Below are 21,377 nucleotides of genomic sequence, written 5' to 3'. Positions count from 1 at the left end.
GGAAGAGCAGATCGATGATCGCCCGCTTCGACGACTCGTCCTGCGGGTGCGTCAACATGGCCTCGACGACGAAGACGATCATGCGAGTCGTCGGTTCGATCTCGGCTTCACCGACCTCCTCGCGGCGTAGCTCGGCGGCGATCCACTGCTCCCACAACGAGTGAAAATTGTTGTGCCATTTGTCGAGACACGAGGATACCGAGGTGCGGGAGTGCACTGTGTCGACCAGCCGGTGATACTTCTCGAGCTCCTCCACCACCCAGAGGACCTGCTCGTTCACCGAGAGCCCGGTGAGCGCGGCGAACCGAGCAAGCGCATCGGTGTGAATCTCGTCCAGCACCCCGACGAGTAGCTCGTCCTTGTCACCGAAATACCAGTAGATCGTATTGGTGGTCACTCCGGCCGCAGTCGCGATCCGCCCCATCGGCGTGTGCTCGTAGCCGTCGTCGACGAACAGCGACCGAGCGGCGCTCACGATCTCGGAGCGCTTCTCGGCGCGATCGACGGGTCGACGGTTGCGCGGCATCTCGACATCCTATCTTGATCGGCATTCAAGACAGTGCTAGCTTCTTGAATGCCGATCAAGGACCAGACGAAGGACCACCACATGAGCGCCGACGACCAGGCCGGATACACCCGCACCGACGAATGGTTCGACTCCGAGGGAGTGCGCTGCGCCGCTGCGGTGTATAGGCCGACCGGAGCCACCGCCGACACACCGGCCGTGGTGATGGCCCACGGATTCGGCACCCCGCGTGCCATTCGCCTCTTCGCCTACGCGGAGATCTTCGCCCGCGCCGGCTACACGGTTCTCGTCTTCGACTACCGCCACTTCGGCGACAGCGACGGCCAGCCGCGGCAGCTCCTGGACATCGGCAAGCAACTCGTCGACTGGACCAACGCCGTCGCCTACGCCAGGACTCTCGACGGTGTGGACTCCGCTCGCATCGTCGGTTGGGGCACCTCCTTCGCCGGCGGACACGTGCTCACCAGGGCAGGTGCCGGAGAGAATTTCGCCGCTGTCATCGCTCAGGTTCCGCACGTCGACGGCATCGCTGCCGTGCGCGCCACCGGACTTCGGCGCACCATGAAGCTCGCCCCATCGGCAGTGATCGACCAGATCCGCGCAGTGCGCGGGAAATCCCCCCGGTACGTCGAATCCGTCGGCCACCCCGGTGATGTCGCTGTGATGGCCACGCCCGACGCCGCGCCCGGCCGCGACAAACTTCTCGCCGAGTCCGGGCTCGAATCCGGTGCCTACCCCGAAACCGTTGCAGCACGGATCCTTCTACGCATCGGGCTGTACTCGCCCGGTAGAACCGCGTCGAAGATCACCTGTCCGGTACTGGTACAGATCATGTCGGAGGACGCCATCACGCCGGCGGCGGTGTGCCAGCAGGTCGCGCGCAGGATTCCCGACGCCACCGTGCACATCCACAAGGGTGGGCACTTCGACCCCTACGTGCAGCCACTGTTCCCGACCATCATCGAGGAACAACTCGCATTCCTGAAAAGGGTTGTGCCGGTGAGCCAGGTCTAGTGGCGCACTGATTCCGCAGCGAGGGGCGCGACGATGTTGGCGAGCATGGTCGCGATGGTCGCGACGACGATGCGTCGGTCTGCGGCGTAGCCACTCTGATACCAGGTCATCGCGGTGTGGCTGATGCCGCCGATGGCCGCGGTGGCGAGCAGGTCGACATCCAGATCGGGGCCCGAGGGAACCTCGCCCGCGAACGTACGAAGGTAGCCGAGCAGCAGTGTTCCGAATTGCTGCATCACCGTCAGGTACGTCTGCTCGACGCGGGGGCTGACCGCGAGCACCTCCATCCACACCACTCGGGCCAGGTGCGGATCTTCGATGACCTGGAAGAAGGGGTCGAGCAACTGCTTCGCAACATCCCTGAGATCACCGTCCCGATCCACCTGCACGATTGCGTCGGATACCGAATCGGTGAGGCGTGCAATGCATTCGGCGTAGACAGCGAGCAGCAAGTCCTCGGTCTTGTCGAAGTGCCGATAGAAGTCTCGATCGGCGATCTTGGCCTCGCGGCACAGTCCGCGGACCGTCGCGGCGCGGTATCCGACGCTGCCGAACACCCGTAGCCCGGCGTCGAGCAGCTGCCGCCGCCTGCGATCGTCGCGGTCGGCCGCGCTCTCACCGCCGTAGGCGCGACCTGCGGCTTCGGACACCGTGCTCATGACCGTCGGGCATCCAATTCGGCAGTCAGACGGATCAATTCGGCGTCCCGTTCCATCGCGGCGTCCATGATCGGGTTCACGATGCCGCGCAGTATCGAGATCGGGATCCAGCGACCGGGGACGGCGATACGCGCAGCCCGCCGTCCGATACCTCGAACGGCCACGCGCGCGAGCTTGTCCGGCGTGATCGGACGGAGCAGGGGCGAGGGAAAAGCCCGGTCGATCATGGCCGTCGCCACGTCGTCGCCGCCGAATGCGACCTCGGCGATCGGCGTCGCCACCCATCCCGGATACAGCACTCCAGCAGTCGCTTTCGTGCCCGCAAGTTCCGCCCGCAAAGCACGACCGAGCTGCTCGACCGCCGCCTTCGAAGCCGCGTACGGCGCATTCGCCAGGCCGTTGAGGTACGCGTACGTGGACGAGGTGAGCAGCACGTAGCCCCCGGACTCGACGATGTGCGGCAGAGCGGCCCGCACCGTGTTCCACACGCCGATCAGGTTGACGCCGATGACCCGCTCGAAGACTCCGTCGTCCACGGAGCGAACGGTCGATGCCTTCGCACCGCTGGAGATTCCGGCGTTGGCCATCACCATGTCGAGCGTGCCGAAAGTGTCGATCGCGGTTGCGACGGCTGCGTCGAGCTGCTCGCGCACCGTGACGTCGGCGTACGCGATCGCCACGCGCTGGTTACCCAGCTTCGCCGCCACCGATTCGAGATCGGTGGACTTCATATCGACCAGAACGATCGAGGCACCGCGTCGATGCAGCGCAGTGGCAACGGCGGAACCGATTCCGCCTGCCGCGCCGGTGATCAGCGCGACCTGGCCGGTGTGCTTGCTCATGCCGATACCTCGTCCTTCGTCGTCGCCTCGGTGGACGACCGGTGGATGTGATGGGCCTCGGGCCGAAAACGCTTGGCCCACCGGCGGAATGTGAAGCTGAACCCGGGGAACATGGCCACGACGTGTCCGGATTTGGACTGGTACCAGCTGTGGCAGCCACCGTCCTTCCAGACTGTGCCCTCCATCTCGCGATGAATCGTGTCGGTGTATTCCTGCTCGGCAGCTGCGGTGACCTCGATGGCCGTCGCACCCACCTGCCGGACGGCGTCGACGGCCCGCACGATGTACTCCATCTGCGCCTCGATGAGGAAGATCGCAGAGGTGTGGCCGATTCCGGTGTTCGGCCCGGTGACGACGAACAGGTTGGGGAATCCAGGAATCGTGGTACCGAGGTAGGCACGTGGGTAGGGATCCCAGACGTCGGACAGGGCTCGGCCGTCACGTCCGATCACCGGGTACGATATGACGCCGTCGGTGGCGTCGTATCCGGTGGACCACACCAGAAGATCGACATCGACGTGTTCGCCTGTGGTGGTGACAATTCCGGTCTCGGTGATTTCCGAGATGCCGTCGTTCTTGCCGTGCAGGGTGACGTTCGCCTGCCCCAGCGCGGGATAGAGCGTGTTGGACAGCAGAACCCTCTTGCACCCGATGACGTAGTCAGGGGTGACCTTCGCTCGAAGCTCGGAATCCGGCACCTGAGACTCGATGTGTTTCAACGCAGTTCGCTGCGCCACCGCCTTCAACATAGTCCGCGAGTACTTGAAGCCGATGATGCGAGTTTCGAGACTCCAGTAGATCCCCGCGCGGACCAGCCTGCGGATCGGTTCCAACTTCAGCAACCTGCGCTGCCACGGCGTGAATTCGCGATCGTGACGGGGCATCACCCAGTGCGGGGTGCGCTGGAAAACGTGCAGCTGTTCCACGTCGGGTTGGATCGCAGGAATCACCTGTGCGGCACTGGCACCGCTGCCGACGATGGCCACCCGCTTGCCGGCGTGGCCGTACTCGGTGTCCCATTCGTTCGTGTGGAACTGCTTGCCCTGAAACTTCTCTCGGCCAGGGAACGGTGGCACGACGGGAGTGCTGAGGGGTCCCGAGGCATTGACCACGAACTTCGCCGCATACTCGCCGCGCGAGGTGGAAATTGCCCAGTGATCACCGACCCATTCGATCTTCTGCACATCCGTGTTCGCATGTGTTCGAGCAGGCAACCCGTTGGAATCGAGCACGTGCTGGGTGTACCGATCGAGTTCCTCACGTTCGGCGAACATCCGCGTCCACTCGAACGGCTCCGACGCAATCGAGTAGAGCGGACTCTGCACATCGACGGCTGCACCCGGGTAGCGGTTCTGCTTCCACGTGCCACCGAGGAAGGGACGCCTTTCGAGAATCACGAGGTCGTCGATTCCCCGATCGAGCAGTGCTTTCGCGGCGCACTGGCCACCGAAACCGCTGCCGATGATCACCGCGGTGTGAACATGCATGCTGACGAACCCCTCCCGCACGAAACGCGATCCGATGACGCGCGTCATCACTTTAAAGTGATGACGCGCGATTCCGCAATGGTTTCGGAACCGGACTTGCTGCGTCAGTGCCCGCCGGACAGCTGCCCACTCAATCGAACGTGCCGTTCGGCAGATGCGGCGTTCAGTCCGATGATCCGGACATGTTTGCCCTTCGCCTCGTACTTCGAGGTGATGGCATCGAGGGTCGCCACGGTCGACGCGTCCCAGATGTGCGACTCCGACATATCGATGACGACGTTCTTCGGATCTCCCACGTAGTCGAACTGATAGATCAGATCGTTGCTCGACGCGAAGAACAACTCACCCTTCACCGCATACGCGCGAGTGTCCTCGTCGGGATGAGCCACATCGACGACCTCGGTCAGGTGGGCCACCCGTCGCGCGAACAGCACCATCGCGGTGACCACTCCCACCACGACTCCGTAGGCCAGGTTGTGGGTGGCGACGGTGACGACCACGGTTGCCAGCATGACTGCTGTTTCACTCCTGGGCATGCGCCGCAACGTCTTCGGATGAATGCTGTACCAATCCATCGTGCCGATCGCGACCATGATCATGACGGCCGCCAGCGCGGCCATCGGAATCAACGCCACGATGTCGCCGAGCCCGACCACGAGAATCAGCAGAAACACACCGGCGAGGAACGTCGAGATGCGCGTCCGGGCACCCGAGGCCTTGACGTTGATCATCGTCTGGCCGACCATCGCGCAACCACCCATGCCGCCGAAGAAGCCGGTGATGACGTTGGCTGCGCCCTGGCCCCAGCTCTCGCGGGTCTTGTTCGAGTGCGTGTCGGTGACGTCGTCGACGAGCTTGGCGGTGAGCAACGACTCGAGCAGCCCGACGATGGCCATGGCCAACGCGTACGGAGCGATGATGCTCAGGGTTTCGAGGTTCAGGGGAACGTCGGGAAACAGCAGTGCGGGCAGGCTCGACGGCAGCTCGCCTTCACCGCCGACGTTGGGGACGTTCAGCGCGAACACCACCGTGGCAACGGTCAGCAGCACGATGGCGACCAGAGGTGCGGGAACGACGGAGGTGACCTTGGGGAGCAGGAACATGATCAGCAGACCGACGGCCACCAACGGGTACACCAGCCACGGAACGCCGATGAGCGACGGAAACTGCGAGGTGAAGATCAGAATTGCCAGTGCGTTGACGAAGCCCACCATGACGCTGCGAGGAATGAAGCGCATCAGCTTGGCAACGCCGAGGACCCCGAGAACCACCTGGAGGACGCCGGCGAGGATGACGGTGGCGATGAAGTAGTCGAGGCCGTACTGCTTGGCGACCGGGGCGATGACCAGGGCAATCGCTCCGGTGGCCGCGGAGATCATCGCGGGGCGACCGCCCAGGAACGCGATGGACACGGCCATCGTGAAGGACGCGAACAGGCCCACTCGCGGATCGACGCCGGCAATGATCGAGAACGCGATGGCCTCGGGGATCAGCGCCAACGCGACAACCAGGCCGGCCAGCACCTCGGTTTTGAGCATTCGGGGGGACCGCAGGGCACCCATGACGGTAGGAATCCGCTCGGCGGAGTCGCTCATATCTCTCCATTCGTGATCGATGGACTTCACGTGCCGACCAACGGCCGCTCTCGTCCATGGGTGGGCGCATCGCTGCGCCCGAAGGCTTTGTTCGTGGAGCCCGATGGGCATCTCACGCGTCCCGCACACATCAGGTGGGGGAGAAACAGTCGGGAAACTGATCCCTACTCTTACGCAACAGTAGAGTTGACGCAAATCGACAGTCTTCGGACCGGGGTCGACACCAGGTCGGAGGCCCCCCGTAGCGTAAGAGGCATGTCGAGATCACCACGGAACCGCAGATCCCCCGCCGCACCGAGAAAGCGATCCTCCTCCGCGCTCCAGGCAGGGCACCTTCGCGTGATCGCGACCGGCGGTCTCGGCGAGATCGGTCGGAACATGACGGTCTTCGAATACGACGGAAAACTGCTGATCGTCGACTGCGGCGTCCTGTTCCCCGAAGAGCACCAGCCCGGCGTCGACGTCATCCTCCCCGACCGGAGTTGCATCCGCGATCGTCTCGACGACGTCGTTGCGATCGTCCTCACCCACGGACACGAGGATCACATCGGTGGCGTCCCGTACCTGCTGCGCGAGCGCGGCGACATCCCCGTCATCTCGTCGCGGCTGACGCTGCACTTCCTCGCTGCCAAGTTCGAGGAGTTCAAGGTATCGACAAAGCTGATCGAGGTCGAGGCGGGGCAAACCCGTCAGGAAGGCCCGTTCGAGCTCGAGTTCATCGCCGTCAACCACTCGATTCCCGACGGTCTCGCCATCGCCATTCGCACCGACGCCGGGCTTGTGCTGCACACCGGCGACTTCAAGATGGACCAGTTCCCGCTGGACGGCCGGATCACCGATCTCCGTAGCTTCGCACGCCTCGGCGAGGAAGGGCTCGATCTGCTTCTCGTCGACTCCACCAACGCCGAAGTTCCCGGGTTCATGGTCTCCGAACGCGATCTGGTCCCGGCCATCGAGAAGGTGTTCCGCGAAACGACGGGGCGCGTGATCGTGTCGAGCTTCGCCAGTCACGTGCACCGCATTCAACAGGTACTCGACGCCGCGCATGCGCAGGGCCGCAAGGTTGCGTTCGTGGGCAGATCGATGGTGCGCAACATGAAGATTGCAACCGATCTGAATTACCTCGATGTGCCCGACGGGCTCGTCGTCGATCTACCGAAGCTCAACCGTCTTCCGGCGAACAAGATCACGCTGATCTGCACCGGATCGCAAGGCGAGCCTCTCGCCGCGCTGTCGCGGATGGCGTCGGGTGAGCATCAGATCAAGGTCGGCGACGGCGACACCGTGCTGATGGCGAGCAGCCTCATTCCCGGAAACGAGAACGCGATCTACCGCGTCATCAACGGTCTCGTCGACAAGGGTGCACGCGTGGTGCACAAGGGAAATGCGAAGGTGCACGTCTCCGGTCACGCCAGCGCAGGCGAGCTCGTCTACTGCTACAACATCCTCGAGCCCGCCAATGTGCTTCCCGTACACGGTGAGTCGCGGCATCTGCGCGCCAACGCCGATCTCGCGATCAGGACCGGCGTTCCCCGCGATCGAGTGTTGATCGCCGAGAACGGAAGCGTCATCGATCTGTTCGACGGCGTCGCGCAGATCACCGGCTCCGTCCCCATCGAACTGATCTACGTCGACGGCAGTGCCGTCGGCGGTGTGACGGAGGATTCGCTGGCCGAACGTCGCCTGCTCGCGAACGAGGGCGTGCTGACCGTCATCGCGATCGTGGACCCCGACACCGGCCTGCTGGTCGACGACGTCGACTTCATCGGACGCGGATTCGCCCACGAGGCCAACGCTTTCGACTCACTCGCCAAGGCGATCGGCAAGACTCTGACCCGCGAGAGCGACGGGAACGTCGCCTCACGCGAGCACATCGAGAAGCGCATCGTGCAGGAATCGGCGCGATGGGCCAAGCAGACCCTTGGCCGTCAGCCCCTCATCGTCCCGGTGGTCGTCGACGGCTGAAGCGTCTCGTGTGAGTGGCGAGGTGACGTGACGCCGAAGCAATTCGTCGTGGTTCGATCCGAGAAAATAGTGCGTTCGGCCCCTGTAGATGGTTTCGGCCCCTAGAGTCGTTTGGAAAGCTCCGGTAACGATCCGGAACTTGGACCGGGGGGTCTCAGATGGGGAAGTACGCGAAGTTCGGCCGTCGGTGTACAGCGGCGGTCGCTGCGGTTTCGTTGGTGGTGTCGGGCGGGCAATGGTCGGCGGGTGCCGATCCACTCGGCGATTTCCAGAATCCACCGCGAACCGCCGAATCGATCGCCGCGACACCACTCGACGATCCGTGGGTCGTTCCGCCGCCCGGATACGAAACAGCCGCTCCCGGAACAGTTCTGCGGACCCGCAGCGTCACCGTCGGACCACTTGTCACCCCGGTCACCACCACCCAACTGCTGGTCGCCTCGACCGACGCGAAGGACCGCCCCGCTGCCATCGTCACCAGCGTCATCGTCCCGACCGCGCCCTGGACCTCGCCGGGTCCACGCCCTGTTGTTGCCTACAACATGGCCATCGATTCGCTCGGCGCCACGTGTGAGCCATCGTGGACCATGCAACGGGGCATCGCTCCGGAATTGGCGCCCGTGCAGCTGCTTCTGGCGCGGGGCTACGCCGTCGTAGTCACCGACCATCAGGGGCCACGCCATGCGTACGCCGTCGGACCGATGGCGGCGCACGCCGTACTCGACGGTCTGCGCGGTGCGGTCACGACCGCCGCGCTCGGCCTCGATCCGACTGCGCCCCTGGGTATTACGGGCTACTCGGGTGGGGCGATCGCATCGGGCTGGGCCGTGCAGGAGGCTCCGGCCTACGCCCCCGAACTGAACATCGTCGGCGCAGCGTTCGGCGGAACGCCCACCGACTTCGCGCTGCTACGTCAGTCCATGAACGGCAACGCAGCGTCGGCGGTGTTCCTCGCGGCAGCGATGGGCGTTGCGCGCGAGTACCCGGAGATGTTGTCGCTCTACAACGACGACGGGTGGCGGCTCGCACAGGCGTCGAAGGACCTGTGCATCGTCGGGATTGCACCGTTCGGAATCGTTGCTCCGATCCGCATCGAGTCACTGTCCATCACTCCCGATGCGTTCGATTCGCCGCTGGCGCTCGCAGTTGCCGATCAGAATCGATTGGGAGACGGCGGAACCCCGACGGCACCGGTGTTCCTATATCACGGACAGCAGGAGTTCTGGATTCCGAAGGAAGGTCCCGAGGCCGTGTTCGACAAGTGGTGTTCACGCGGAGCCGACGTCCGCCTCGAGGAATACCTGGGTGAGCACAGCATCGTTGCCGGCAGTGGAGCTCCCGGTGCATTCGCGTGGTTGGACGACCGCCTCGCGGGAATTCCGGTTCGACCTGGATGCAGTAGCTTCGGCCGCTAGAGCCGAACCTACTCGCTCCGGGCTGGTGCCCCGCGAGTCGACAGCACCTCGGTCAGTTCCTCGGCGTAGGCGAGCTGCCGCCGCAACGTGCGGCAGCTTTCCTCTGCCTTGGCGTGGCATTCACGCACGAAAGCCGCGGCCGACGACCGATCGTCGTCGGTCGCGTTCGCATCGCCCAGAACGTCGAGGGATTCGAGTAGCTGCTTCATCTCGGCCAGCGTGAAGTCCAGAGGCTTCATCCGACGGATGACGAGCAGGCGTTCGACATCGGACTCGGTGTACAGCCGGAAGCCGCCGACGGTCCGAGCAGAGGGCGTGACCAGGCCGACGTCGTCGTAGTGACGCACCGTACGGATGGACAGCTCGGTTCTCTGAGCTACCTGCCCGATCTGCATGTGCATGCCGTCGTCTGCCATGTGCCGCCTCTCCTCGACCGCCCACCCTAGTCAGTGTTCGGCACCGAGGTTTCCACTGAGGCGCTCGTGCCGCTCGATCGACGGCGCGTTCAGACCGACGATCTCGACCGTCTTGCCCTTCGCTGCGTACTTGGTGGTGATGGCATCGAGGGTCGCGACGGTCGACGCGTCCCAGATGTGCGACTCCGACATGTCGATGACGACGTTCTTCGGATCTCCCACGTAGTCGAACTGATAGATCAGATCGTTGCTCGACGCGAAGAACAACTCACCCTTCACCGCGTAGACCCGGGTGTCCTCGTCGGGATGAGCCACATCGACGACCTCGGTCAGGTGGGCCACCCGTCGGGCGAACAGCACCATCGCGGTGACCACACCGACCAACACGCCGTAGGCGAGGTTGTGGGTGACGACGGTGACCGCAACCGTGGCCACCATGACCAGGGTCTCGCTCTTGGGCATGCGCCGCAACGTCTTCGGATGAATGCTGTGCCAGTCGAAAGTGCCGATGGAGACCATGATCATCACCGCGACGAGTGCGGCCATCGGAATGAGCGCGACGATGTCGCCGAGGCCGACGACCAGGATCAGCAGGAAGACTCCGGCCAAGAATGTCGAGATCCGCGTACGCGCACCGGAGACCTTGACGTTGATCATGGTCTGGCCGATCATCGCGCAGCCCCCCATACCGCCGGTGAATCCGGTGACCAGATTCGCCACGCCCTGGCCCCAACCCTCGCGGGTCTTGTCGGAATGCGAATCGGTGATGTCGTCGACGAGCTTGGCCGTCATCAGAGACTCCAGCAGGCCGACGAGCGCGATCGCAAGTGCGAACGGCGCGATGATCGACAGTGTGTCGAACGTGAACGGCACGTCCGGAATCAGGAACGACGGCAGCGAGGACGGCAGTTCGCCCTCGTCGCCCACATCCGGAACCGCCAACGCGAAGACGAGTGTGACGCCGGTGAGTATCACGATCGCGATCAGCGGTGCCGGCACGATGGTCGTCAGCTTGGGCAGGAAGAACATGATGAGCAGGCCCACGGCGAACATCGGGTAGACCAACCACGGCACCCCGATCAGGTACGGCACCTGGGAGCTGAAGATCAGGATCGCCAGCGCGTTGACGAATCCGACCATGACGCTGCGCGGAATGAATCGCATCAACTTCGCGACACCGAGAACGCTGAGCACGACCTGCAGCACTCCGCCGAGAATCACTGCTGCGATCAGATAGTCGAGACCGTACTCGCGCGCCAAGGGAGCGACGACCAGCGCAATCGCTCCGGTGGCCGCGGAGATCATCGCCGGCCGGCCGCCGACGATGGAGATGGTGACGGCCATCGTGAACGACGCGAACAGCCCGACGCGCGGATCCACGCCGGCGATGATCGAGAACGAAATGGCTTCCGGAATCAACGCCAGCGCCACGACCAGGCCTGCGAGCACTTCGGTCTTCAGCCGCTTCGGCGATCGCAATGCACCCAGCACCGAGACGTCTTCGACGGCGGTGGCAGGCACCTGGGCAGCTCGAGACACGACGGCTCCATTCGATGAGTGCAGGGGACGTCCTGCGCGGGCGACTCTACTCTTACCGGAGGGAAGGTTGCTACTCGTCGCCGCTGTCGGCTCTCCGCTAGATTGATGTGACAAGGCACGCCGAAACCGCCAGCGCGATGCAAGGAATGAATCGATGTTCTCGCTCAACAGGTTGTCCTGCTTCATCGCCGTGGCCGAGGAACTGCACTTCGGCCGCGCTGCCGAGCGACTGCACATGACGCAGCCGCCCCTGAGCAGGCAGATCCAACAGCTCGAAAGCGAAGTCGGCGTGCAGCTGATCGACCGCACCAGCCGATCGGTGACCCTGACGGCCGCGGGATTGGCATTCCTTCCCGAGGCCCGACGCATCCTCGACCTCGCCGAGGGCGCCCTCCTCACTGTGCGACGTGTCCCCACCGGAGACCTGGGGACCGTCGTCGTCGGATTCACCGGCGCATCGGCGCATGCGGTGCTACCGCAGCTGCTCGACGCCGCACGCGAGAAGTTACCCGACGTGAAACTCGTTCTACGCGAGATGGTCTCGGCGGTGCAGATGGAATCCTTGGCCGTCGGCGATATCGATCTCGGGTTGGCCAGGCCACCGCTCAAGCGTCCGGGCATCGCGTCGCGGCCGGTGCTGCACGAGTCGTTGATCGCGGCGATGCCCGACACTCATCCGCTGGCCGAGAAGAGCGAACTGTCGGTGGAGGACTTCGACGAGCAGCCGATCATCATGTATTCACCGGTCGACGCGCGGTACTTCCACGAACTGCTGATCAGTACCTTCACCATCGTCGGGGTGTCTCCGCGCTACGTGCAGTACGTGACGCAGGTGCACACGATGCTGGTGCTCGTTCGTTCCGGAATCGGATTGGCTCTGGTACCGGAGTCGGCATCGACCATGCGGCCGGAAGGTGTTGTGTTCCGGCCGGTTCGGACGGTCAAGGAACGCCCCGTCGAACTCGACGCGGCATGGAGAGTGGACAACGACAATCCGGCACTGCACCGCTTCATGACCGATGTGCTGCCGACGCGGGAGTGGTCGTGATTTTTTCCTGCTGATCGAGCCGTGGTTTGACAGTGCCCGAAGCCGGTCTCGGTCGAGTGCTCGTGTGAATACGGCGCGCCTCGAAAGCCAACGAAGGCCCGCACCTGGTTGGGAGCGGGCATTGTCGGGTTCGTGGGTTGCTCAATCTCTGGGCGGCTTGGTGTCTTTGCCAGCTGCGACATCACGGAGCCATTGCGGGACGGGCTTATTGTCGTACTCGCGGAGCTTGATGGATGCTTCGGCGGCTGCGGACCGGACTTTCATCGAGCGTCCACGGCCCGCGGGGCGGTTCTCGGGGGTGGTCATCGGGGGTCCTCCGTCTCTGTGTCGTTTTCATTGTCGCCGGTTTCGGCAGGTTCCGCCAGGTCGTCCTGTGGCTTCACGGTGAGATCTGCGATCGCCTGCAGCGTGTCGCGATCGGTGCGCGCGATGAACGGAGTCGTGGCAACGGTGCCGAACACTTTCCAGCCGAGTGCGGCTTCGTCGTCGTTCTCGCTGACGGTCCTCTCGAGGCACCAGGTGATGCGTTGCCAGGATTGAGAACGGTTGTCCGCCCGAGTGCGCTGGCTGACGGTCCCCACCACGCCGACGACGGCAATCGAACCGACGATGAGGGTGATCCAGGCTTGTGCTGGCACTGACCGGGTTCCTTTCCTGCGGCCGGGTCAATGCGCGGCGGGTGACCCACCACGCTCTCCCGTGAGCAAGAAGGACCGTAGCCCGACCCACCGACACGAAATCGACATGCCAGTTGCAGCGCGCTGCAACGTCAACAGCTCACTGGCATCCTCCGCCGCCGACCTCACTACCGAATGCACGAACGCAGGCCACCCGACCGAACTATCGCGGCGTCCCCACCGGCGGCTTGACGGCCGTCACCGGGCAGTGCGCCTCGAGGAGAACGCGCTGAGAGATGCTGCCCATGAACAGCTTTCCGACGGGTGATCGACGCCTGATGCCGATGACGACCAGTTGCGTCTGTTCGTCGAACGACAGGTCGATCAGATTGTCGGCATGCGAGCGGCCCGCTTCGTTGTCGTGAATTTTCGCCGCCACCCCGATGGCCGACGCCTCCTCGCGGGCGGATTCGACGACCGCACCGAAGTCGGCATCGGATGCACTGCTGTCCTCGGCGACGACGATCAGGTCCGTACCACGCATGTGTGCCTCGCGAAAAGCGAAGGGCAGCGCGCCTTTTCCCTCGGCGGTCGGCGAGTAGCCGACGACGACGGTCACTGCGTCACCGGCGTGACGAGGGTGCCGTCGGCCAGAAAGCGATCGAGGTTCTCGAGCGTGAGCGCTTCCATCGCAGCCCGCGTCTCCACCGTTGCGCTGCCCACGTGCGGCAGCAGCACCACGTTGTCCATCGCCAACAGGGCGTCGGGTACGGCCGGTTCGTGCGCGAAGACGTCCAGGCCCGCTCCGGCGAGCTTCCCCGCAGCGAGCAACTCGATGAGCGCCTCCTCGTCGACGACGCTTCCGCGGGCCACGTTGATCAGGTATCCCTGCGGTCCCAGAGCTTCGAGCACTGCGCGATCGACCAGATGCGCAGTACCCGAACCGCCGGACGCGGCGATGATCAATATGTCGACGTTCTCGGCGAGCGCTGTCGGGCCGGCAGCGTAAACGTAGGGCGAACCGTCGATCTCGTTGCGATTGTGGTACGAGATCTCGCAGCGAAACCCGTTGAGCCGATCGGCAATTGCCGAGCCGATGCGGCCGAGGCCGATGATTCCGACACGCTTGCCGGTGACCTGACGCGTCAGTGGCGTGTTGCCCTCGGTGGGCCAGCGGCCGGCGCGCACGAATCGCTCGGCCGAGGACAGGCCGCGCACGGTGTCGATCACCAGACCGACGGCGAGGTCGGCCACACAGTCCGTCAACACCTCGGGGGTGTTGCTGACGACGACGCCGCGTTCGGCTGCCGCGTCGACGTCGGTGGTGTCGTAGCCGACGCCGAAGTTCACAACGGCTCCGAGCTGCGGCAACCGTTCCATCAACGCAGCATCGACGCCGGTGCGGCCGGAGGTGACCACCGCAGAGATCGACGCACCGTGCTCGGACAGGAACTCGTCGCGATCGTCGCCCTCGGGCAGTTCCAGCGCGTCGTACTCGGTAACCAGGGTGTCCATCAACGACGGCTTCAGCGGTCCCACTCGGAGAACTCGACCGCCTCGTTGCGAATCGGATTGAGACACAGAGGTTTTCTGCGAGCTGACGGTGACCATGGTTCTCCTCGCGAGATGGTGGAGCGTGCGCGTTTCCTGTACGGTATGCCGCCCTTCGAATACCTGTCCAACACGGAAATAACATGGACCGATACCCAAACGGCATGAACGACGCGTCGCCGATGCAGCTCTGCCGGGGTCGTCATGCATCTTGCCTGGTCAGTCCAGCAATGCTGTGACTCGGACCGCAGTCAAGCCGTCACTGTGACCCACAGAACTGGACGAAAAGTCGATTTCGTCCGGTTGACGGTGGAGATGACCCGCTCATACCGTGTGTCTACCGTCACAGATTCGGCTGCGACTTGCAGACGCGGATCCTTTTTCCCACTGGAGGCCACCATGAGCCCTGCACTCTTCGTGCAGCAGGGACGGACCCACCGCGTCGCCGCAATAGCCGTTGGCGCGCTGTCACTTTCACTTGTCGCGAGCGGATGCACCGTCGCCAACTCCAACAACGGCGGAGCCGCCCGCGCAGATACTCTTCGCATCGTTCTGCCGCAGGAGCCGCCGACCCTCGAAGCCTGCGACGTCTCGTTGACGTCGGTGGGTGTGGTGACGCGCTCGAACATCACCGAGCCGCTCATGGAACGCAACCCCAGCACCGGCGATCTCGAGCCCAAGCTCGCCGATTCGTGGGAGCAGACCTCCGACACCGAATGGACGTTCACCATCCACCCCGGCGTGACGTTCAGCGACGGCAGTCCCTTCGAGGCCGAGGACGCCGCGTTCTCGATCGATCGCACCGTCAATTCCGAACTGGGCTGCAACGTCGAGGGGTACGTGTTCGGCGACGCGAACCTGGTGGTCACCGCAGTCGACCCGATGACGCTGAACGTGCAGTCGCCCGAGCCCGATCCCATTCTGCCGCTTCGGCTCTCGTTCGTGGAGATGGTGCCCCGCACCTCGAGCTACACCGAGCGGGTACGCGAGCCGATCGGAACGGGACCGTTCGCGATCGAGCGCTGGGATTACGGCCAGAAGCTCTCGCTGGTGCGCAACGAAACCTACTGGGGCCCGAAGCCCGAGTACGCCAGGGCCGAGTACCAGTGGCGCAGCGAGGGCAGCGTCCGCGCATCGATGGTCACCAACGGTGAGGCCGAGATCGCCACCTCGGTCGGACCGGAGGACGGCGCAGGCGATCTGGGAGTCGCGTACCCCAACAACGAAACCACAGCGCTGCGCATCCAGGCCATGCAACCGCCCCTGGACGACATGCGCGTACGCCAGGCGATCAACTACGCCATCAATCGCGAGGGCATCGTCAAGGCACTGTTCCGTGGACTCGGTTCCCCTGCAGAACAATTGATCTCCGAGGGTGTCGTCGGCTTCAACGAGGACTTGACACCGTGGCCCTACGACATGGACAAGGCCCGCACACTGATCGACGAGGCCAGGGCCGATGGCGTACCCGTCGATACCGAGATCCGCCTGATCGGACGCACCGGGCAGTTCCCGAAGATCAACGAGACGGTGGAGGTCATCCAGAACTCACTGTCCAAGATCGGCATGAACGTCACGATCGAAATGATGGACGCAGCAGGCACCGCCGAGTACCAGGAGCGGCCGTTCCCCGACGTCGGCCCGTATCTGCTGGTGATTCAGCACGGCAATCAAGCCGGCGACTCCGCGTTCACCGTCGATCAGTACTTCACCAGTGACGGATTCCAGAGTGCCTACGGCACACCTGAATTCGACCGGAAGATCGCTGCCGCGGGGGCTCTCACCGGCGAGGACAGGCAGGCCGCCTACGCGCAGGTGTTCGCCGACGAACCGAAGGACATCATGCAGATGGCCTACATCGCGCACATGAACGGGGTGCTCGCCAAGGCATCCTCGGTCGATTACACCCCCAACTCGGCCACGGTCGACGAAATGCACCTCGCCGCCATGACCCGCGCCGACACCGAGAGGCCCTGACATGTTCAGATTCCTGCGCCGACGGATCTACACCAGCCTGATCCCGCTGTTCGTCGTTCTGCTGGGCGTGTTCTTCCTCGCTCGGCTCACCGGCGACCCCACCAGCCTGTACCTGCCCGAGTCTGCAACCCAGGCCCAACGCGAGGCGTTCCGCGCCACCAACGGCTTCGACCAGCCGGTCCTGACGCAACTGATGGACTACTTCAAGGGCGTCGTTCAACTCGACTTCGGGCAGTCGCTGCGCACCGGCGAGGACGCGTCGGCGATGGCACTGCGCGCGTTCCCCGCGACGCTGCAGCTGGCGTTCGCGACGATGTTCCTCGCCATCCTCGGCGCTGTGATCATCGGATGCTGGGCTGCCTACCGACCGAATTCGCTGGCCGATCGCATCTCGAGTCTGCTGTCTATGACGGCCGCGTCCATCCCCGATTTCTGGTTCGCCATCATGGGTGTCTACGTCTTCGCCATCCTGTTCGGCTGGCTGCCCACCTCGGGCGTGGACAGCGGAATGCTCTCCTGGGTGCTGCCGATCGCCACCCTGCTCATTCGCCCGCTCGGCGTACTGACACAGGTGGTGCGCGGCGCGATGGTCTCGGCGCTGTCGGCACCGTACGTTCGCCTCGCGAGAAGCAAAGGCGCAGGCGATCTTCGAGTCGTCACCCACCACGCTCTACGCAACGCCGCTGCACCGGCGCTCACGGTTGCCGGCGACCTGATGGTCGGGCTCGTCAACGGCGCGGTGGTCGTCGAGGCCATCTTCGGCTGGCCCGGCATCGGAAAGTTGATGATCGACGCCATCCTGCAGCGCGATTTCGCTGTTCTGCAGGCGGCCGTGTTGTTGACGGCGGTGAGCATATTCGTGCTCAACATCGTCATCGATGCCTGCTACGCACTGCTCGACGCCCGGGTTCGCGACAAGGTGAAGGTCTAGGTAAGAACATGTCACTCGACTTCGAAGCACCGAAAACATCCGAGCCCGAGGATGTTCCACCGTCGGTTCCGGTGGAAGCCCGCAAGGCGTCGGCCCCGCTGTGGAAGCTGCTGCTGCGCGACCGGGTCGCCACCGTCGCCGCCGCGATCCTGGTACTGGTCTTCCTCACCGCGATCTTCGGCCCGATGCTGGTCGGTGACGCCGCCACCGATCAGGATCTCGACCGCTCGAATCTGCCGCCGTTCACCCTCGACACCGGGTGGATGAACATCCTCGGCACGGATCCGCTGGGACGCAGCATGCTGGCCCGGCTGATCGTGGCCAGCAGAACCACACTCTCGGTGGCCGTTCCGGCCGTGATCCTCTCGGCGATCATCGGCTCGTTCATCGGGATGTGGGCCGGCTTCCATCGCGGCTGGCGTGAGACCGCGGCCATGCGCGTCGCCGACGTCATCCTCAGCTTCCCGTCCCTGCTGATGGCCGTCGTGGTGCTCTACGTCTTCTCGCCCAGTGCCGCGAACATCGTTCTGGTCCTCACCGTTACGCGCATTCCGATCTACCTACGTACCGCCCGCGCCGAGTCCGCCGAGCTGCAGAGTCGGTTGTTCGTCGACGCCGCCCGCACCTTCGGCGCGAAGAGCGGATCGGTGATCCGCCGGCATGTGGCCCCGATTCTGCTGCCGACCCTGCTCACAGTCGCCACCCTGGACTTTTGTTTCGTCATTCTCGCCGAATCGTCGTTGAGCTTCCTGGGCATCGGCATTCAGCCACCGGACGTCTCGTGGGGACTGATGGTCTCGCAGGGCCGCACCTACCTGCAGACCGCCTGGTGGCTCTCGTTCTTCCCCGGTCTGGCCATCGTGCTGACGACCGTCTCGGCCACCGTGCTCGCTGCCTGGGCGCGCATCGCCACCGACCCGGCGCAGCGGTGGCGACTCAACGTCCCCCGCTCCAAGCGCTCTCGCCTGCTCCCCGTACGAAAGGTCGTCTCATGAGCGCACCGGCAACCGCACCCCAGCGACCCGACACCGGCAGCGTCGCCCTCGACGTTCGCGGACTGACCGTCGATCTGCGGACGCCGTCGGGTGTCATTCGCGCCGTCGACAACGTCACCTTCACCGCCCGACGCGGTGAAACCCTGGCTCTGCTGGGTGAATCCGGTTGCGGCAAGTCGATGACCGCCCAGGCCGTCGTCGGGTTGCTCGAACCGATCGCCGACATCACCGGCGGCTCGGTGGAGCTGGGCGACGTCGATCTGGTCACCGCCAAGACCAAGGTGCGACGCACCATCGCGGCCACCGAACTGGCCATCGTCTTCCAGGATGCACTGACGGCCCTCAATCCCGTCTACACCGTCGGAACCCAACTGGCCGAACCGTTTCGGATCCACCGGGGTATGTCCGCCAAGCAAGCACGCGCGGAAGCCATCGCGCTGATGACCCGAGTGGGAATTCCCGAGCCCGAATCACGCGCGGACTCGTACCCACACCAGTTCTCCGGTGGTATGCGCCAACGTCTGCTGATCGCCATGGCCGTGGCCCTGAGTCCGTCGGTACTGCTGGCCGACGAACCCACCACCGCGCTCGACGTCACGGTCCAGGCCCAGATCATGGCTCTGCTCAAGGAATTACGTACCGAACACGACATGGCCGTCGTGCTGATCACCCACGACCTCGCGCTGGTGGCCGAGGAGGCCGATCGGGTCGCCATCATGTACGCGGGCAACGTGGTCGAGACCGGACCGGTGTCCGAGGTGTTCGGTGAACCACGCCATCCGTACACGAAGGGACTGCTCGACTCGGTGCCGGTCCACGCCGTCCGCGGTGAGGATCTCAAGTCCATCGGCGGCACGCCACCGGACCTGCATTCCATTCCCGACGGGTGTGTGTACCAGGCCCGCTGCCCCCTCTCCCGCGACATCTGCATCAGTGCTCGCCCGCCGCTCGAATCCGTCGGTACCGGCCGAATGTCGGCCTGCCACTTCCCGAACGAGGTAACCAGTCATGCCTGAGCAACTGTTGACCGTGCGCAGCCTGAACAAGACCTTCGACGTCGGCCGCGGCAAGCTCCGTGCCCTCGACGCCATCGACCTGGATCTGCGACGCGGTGAGACCCTAGGCCTGGTCGGCGAATCCGGCTGCGGCAAGTCCACTCTCGCGCGCACCCTGATGATGCTCGAACGACCCGACTCGGGCACGGTCGCGTTCGACGGCGTCGATCCGTTCGCGCTGCGCGGCAAGGAACTCCTCGCGTGGCGTCGACGCGTGCAAATGGTGTTCCAGGACCCGTACGGTTCCCTGAACTCACGCATGACTGCAGGCGACATCATCGGCGAGCCGTGGCGAACCCACAAGGGCCTGTACAAGACTCGCCGCGATCGCTCCGCACGGGTCCGCGAACTGCTGCACCTGGTGGGCCTGCGCCCGAGCGACGAGAACCGCTTCCCGCAGGAGTTCTCCGGCGGTCAACGCCAACGCCTCGGCATCGCGCGGGCGCTGGCGCTGAACCCCGACGTGATCATCTGCGACGAGCCGGTCTCGGCACTCGATCTCTCGGTACAGGCGCAGGTGCTCAACCTGCTCAACGATCTACAGAAGCAACTCGGCATCTCCTACGTGTTCATCTCGCACGATCTGTCGGTGGTGCGACACGTCGCCGACCGAGTCGCGGTGATGTACCTGGGGCGCATCGTCGAATCCGGAGCCACCGAGGCAGTATTCGAGCGTCCCGCCCACCCGTACACCGCAGCATTGATGTCGGCCGCACCCACTCTGGACGCGTCGAATCGCGGGACGAAGATCCTGCTGAAGGGCGAGGTACCGTCGCCGCTGAATCCGCCGTCGGGATGTCGGTTCCGCACGCGCTGCTGGAAGGCAACCGACCTGTGTGCGAGTGAGGCACCCCCGGTGGCGCTCGACGCGGACGAGGCCGATCACATCGCCGAATGCCACTATCCCCTCGTCGCAGGCAATCTCGGCCTCGTCGCCGCCGGGACGTGATGGCGACACACCTGAGCATCACCGGATTCGTCGTCGTCGCGCTGGCCATCTTCTTCGCGTCGGCGATGCAGGCGTCCATCGGATTCGGCATGGGTATGCTCGCCGCGCCCATCGTGGCGATCGTCGACCCCGGCCTGATCCCGGCGACGCTCATCATGCTGGCCGTCGTGGTCAGTGTGCTCGTTCTGATTCGCGATCGCACCGCCCTCGACCTCTCGGGTGCAGGGTGGGCGCTCGCCGGTCGCCTCCCCGGTTCTGTGGTGGGCGCACTACTGCTCGTGCTGCTACCCGAGCGCGGACTGGCCATCCTGCTGGCGCTGGTGGTGCTCTGCGGCGTCGCACTGACGTCGTTCGGTTGGGTCCCGTTGCCGCACAGACGAAATCTGGTGGTGGCCGGGGCCGCGTCGGGAATTCTGGGAACGGCCACCTCGATCGGCGGACCCCCGATGGCACTGGTGTGGCAACGCAATACCGGAGCCGAACTGCGCAGCACCATGAGCTGCTTCTTCCTCGTCGGCTCGCTGATCTCGCTGGCGGTACTCGCGGTTGCCGGCGCGGTGGATGCCCATACGGCAACGCTGTTCGTGTTCCTGGCCCCGGCGACGATTCTCGGTTTCCTGCTCTCCCGGGTGGTCAACAAAGTCCTCGATCGTCGACGGCTGCGCATCGTCGCGATCACCGTCTCCGCCGTCGGCGCGCTCGTGCTCGTTGTCCAGCAGGTGTCGGCGCTCGCCTAACTCACGAAATAGTGAGTTGAATCGCCATCTCGTGTCGGAACGCGTCGATCGGGTAGTCG

20 protein-coding genes are annotated in these 21,377 nt (G+C 64.5%); 10 read left to right on the top strand and 10 right to left on the bottom strand.

Translation table 11 applies throughout. The features are described from left to right. The coding region (locus A2J02_RS07910; RefSeq protein ID WP_068048941.1) for a TetR/AcrR family transcriptional regulator at positions 1–526 on the bottom strand (526 nt) is incomplete at its 3' end. A gap of 81 nt (positions 527–607) precedes the next feature. On the opposite strand from A2J02_RS07910, the gene A2J02_RS07905 reads away from it, so the two are divergent. Further along, entirely contained in the window at positions 608–1,540 is a 933-nt protein-coding gene (locus A2J02_RS07905) for an alpha/beta hydrolase (RefSeq protein ID WP_068048971.1), read from the top strand. On the opposite strand, the gene A2J02_RS07900 is transcribed toward A2J02_RS07905, so the two are convergent. The 4 genes from A2J02_RS07900 to A2J02_RS07885 are packed head-to-tail and all read right to left on the bottom strand — an operon-like array spanning position 1,537 to position 6,123. Next, on the bottom strand, positions 1,537–2,199 hold the full coding sequence (locus A2J02_RS07900) for a TetR/AcrR family transcriptional regulator (protein WP_068048938.1): 663 nt from the start codon (positions 2,197–2,199) through the stop codon (positions 1,537–1,539). The genes A2J02_RS07905 and A2J02_RS07900 overlap by 4 nt on opposite strands. Next, positions 2,196–3,041: an SDR family NAD(P)-dependent oxidoreductase gene (locus A2J02_RS07895; protein WP_068048936.1), complete on the bottom strand. Its 846-nt coding sequence runs from the start codon at positions 3,039–3,041 to the stop codon at positions 2,196–2,198. Before A2J02_RS07895 ends, A2J02_RS07900 begins: the two co-directional genes overlap by 4 nt. Further along, positions 3,038–4,576 (bottom strand): flavin-containing monooxygenase, encoded by a 1,539-nt coding sequence (locus tag A2J02_RS07890; protein WP_231893764.1) that lies wholly within the window; start codon positions 4,574–4,576, stop codon positions 3,038–3,040. The genes A2J02_RS07895 and A2J02_RS07890 overlap by 4 nt, the downstream gene beginning before the upstream one ends. A gap of 56 nt (positions 4,577–4,632) precedes the next feature. Continuing rightward, on the bottom strand, positions 4,633–6,123 hold the full coding sequence (locus A2J02_RS07885; protein WP_068048933.1) for a SulP family inorganic anion transporter: 1,491 nt from the start codon (positions 6,121–6,123) through the stop codon (positions 4,633–4,635). 378 nt (positions 6,124–6,501) lie between these two features. Here A2J02_RS07885 and A2J02_RS07880 point away from each other — a divergent pair, with 378 nt between their 5' ends. Further along, the gene (locus tag A2J02_RS07880; protein WP_442971459.1) at positions 6,502–8,088 is read left to right on the top strand and encodes a ribonuclease J; all 1,587 of its coding nucleotides are present in this window, start codon (positions 6,502–6,504) and stop codon (positions 8,086–8,088) included. Positions 8,089–8,246: 158 nt separating this feature from the next. Next, a complete protein-coding gene (locus A2J02_RS07875; protein ID WP_068048927.1) occupies positions 8,247–9,503 on the top strand; it encodes a lipase family protein in 1,257 nt (418 codons plus the stop codon). An 8-nt stretch (positions 9,504–9,511) separates the two neighbouring features. Here the strand turns inward: A2J02_RS07875 and A2J02_RS07870 are convergent, their stop codons facing one another. Together A2J02_RS07870 and A2J02_RS07865 are read right to left on the bottom strand one after the other, a co-directional pair. Beyond that, entirely contained in the window at positions 9,512–9,919 is a 408-nt protein-coding gene (locus tag A2J02_RS07870; RefSeq protein WP_068048924.1) for a MerR family transcriptional regulator, read from the bottom strand. A gap of 30 nt (positions 9,920–9,949) precedes the next feature. Then, complete coding sequence (locus tag A2J02_RS07865) at positions 9,950–11,458, bottom strand: SulP family inorganic anion transporter (RefSeq protein ID WP_231911423.1); 1,509 nt, start codon at positions 11,456–11,458, stop codon at positions 9,950–9,952. A gap of 154 nt (positions 11,459–11,612) precedes the next feature. Between A2J02_RS07865 and A2J02_RS07860 the strand changes: the two genes are divergently transcribed. Next, positions 11,613–12,506 carry a LysR substrate-binding domain-containing protein gene (locus A2J02_RS07860; RefSeq protein ID WP_068048920.1) on the top strand — a complete coding sequence of 298 codons (894 nt, stop codon included), beginning with the start codon at positions 11,613–11,615 and terminating at the stop codon, positions 12,504–12,506. A 302-nt stretch (positions 12,507–12,808) separates the two neighbouring features. Here the strand turns inward: A2J02_RS07860 and A2J02_RS07855 are convergent, their stop codons facing one another. The 3 genes from A2J02_RS07855 to A2J02_RS07845 all read right to left on the bottom strand — a co-directional run bounded on the left by A2J02_RS07855 (position 12,809) and on the right by A2J02_RS07845 (position 14,734). Further along, the gene (locus A2J02_RS07855; protein WP_068048916.1) at positions 12,809–13,144 is read right to left on the bottom strand and encodes a hypothetical protein; all 336 of its coding nucleotides are present in this window, start codon (positions 13,142–13,144) and stop codon (positions 12,809–12,811) included. Between the two features lie 202 nt (positions 13,145–13,346). Further along, entirely contained in the window at positions 13,347–13,742 is a 396-nt protein-coding gene (locus A2J02_RS07850) for a universal stress protein (protein WP_068048913.1), read from the bottom strand. After that, the gene (locus A2J02_RS07845; RefSeq protein ID WP_068048911.1) at positions 13,739–14,734 is read right to left on the bottom strand and encodes a 2-hydroxyacid dehydrogenase; all 996 of its coding nucleotides are present in this window, start codon (positions 14,732–14,734) and stop codon (positions 13,739–13,741) included. The genes A2J02_RS07850 and A2J02_RS07845 overlap by 4 nt, the downstream gene beginning before the upstream one ends. 339 nt (positions 14,735–15,073) lie before the next feature. Here A2J02_RS07845 and A2J02_RS07840 point away from each other — a divergent pair, with 339 nt between their 5' ends. The 6 genes from A2J02_RS07840 to A2J02_RS07815 are packed head-to-tail and all read left to right on the top strand — an operon-like array spanning position 15,074 to position 21,318. Further along, entirely contained in the window at positions 15,074–16,651 is a 1,578-nt protein-coding gene (locus tag A2J02_RS07840) for an ABC transporter substrate-binding protein (protein WP_068048908.1), read from the top strand. A 1-nt stretch (position 16,652) separates the two neighbouring features. Further along, positions 16,653–17,582: an ABC transporter permease gene (locus tag A2J02_RS07835; protein WP_068048905.1), complete on the top strand. Its 930-nt coding sequence runs from the start codon at positions 16,653–16,655 to the stop codon at positions 17,580–17,582. A gap of 8 nt (positions 17,583–17,590) precedes the next feature. After that, positions 17,591–18,577 carry an ABC transporter permease gene (locus A2J02_RS07830; RefSeq protein WP_068048902.1) on the top strand — a complete coding sequence of 329 codons (987 nt, stop codon included), beginning with the start codon at positions 17,591–17,593 and terminating at the stop codon, positions 18,575–18,577. Next, positions 18,574–19,593 carry an ABC transporter ATP-binding protein gene (locus A2J02_RS07825; RefSeq protein WP_068048900.1) on the top strand — a complete coding sequence of 340 codons (1,020 nt, stop codon included), beginning with the start codon at positions 18,574–18,576 and terminating at the stop codon, positions 19,591–19,593. Before A2J02_RS07830 ends, A2J02_RS07825 begins: the two co-directional genes overlap by 4 nt. Continuing rightward, positions 19,586–20,581 (top strand): ABC transporter ATP-binding protein, encoded by a 996-nt coding sequence (locus A2J02_RS07820; RefSeq protein WP_068048897.1) that lies wholly within the window; start codon positions 19,586–19,588, stop codon positions 20,579–20,581. The genes A2J02_RS07825 and A2J02_RS07820 overlap by 8 nt, the downstream gene beginning before the upstream one ends. Continuing rightward, positions 20,581–21,318, top strand: coding sequence for a sulfite exporter TauE/SafE family protein (locus A2J02_RS07815; protein ID WP_082898695.1), 738 nt, complete (start codon positions 20,581–20,583; stop codon positions 21,316–21,318). Before A2J02_RS07820 ends, A2J02_RS07815 begins: the two co-directional genes overlap by 1 nt. Positions 21,319–21,377 lie beyond the last annotated feature (59 nt).

It is taken from the genome of Rhodococcus sp. EPR-147 (assembly GCF_001647185.1).
GTDB lineage: Bacteria > Actinomycetota > Actinomycetes > Mycobacteriales > Mycobacteriaceae > Rhodococcoides.
The sequence above is the reverse complement of the archived record's forward strand: the minus strand, read 5'-3'. Positions and strand labels throughout refer to the sequence as shown.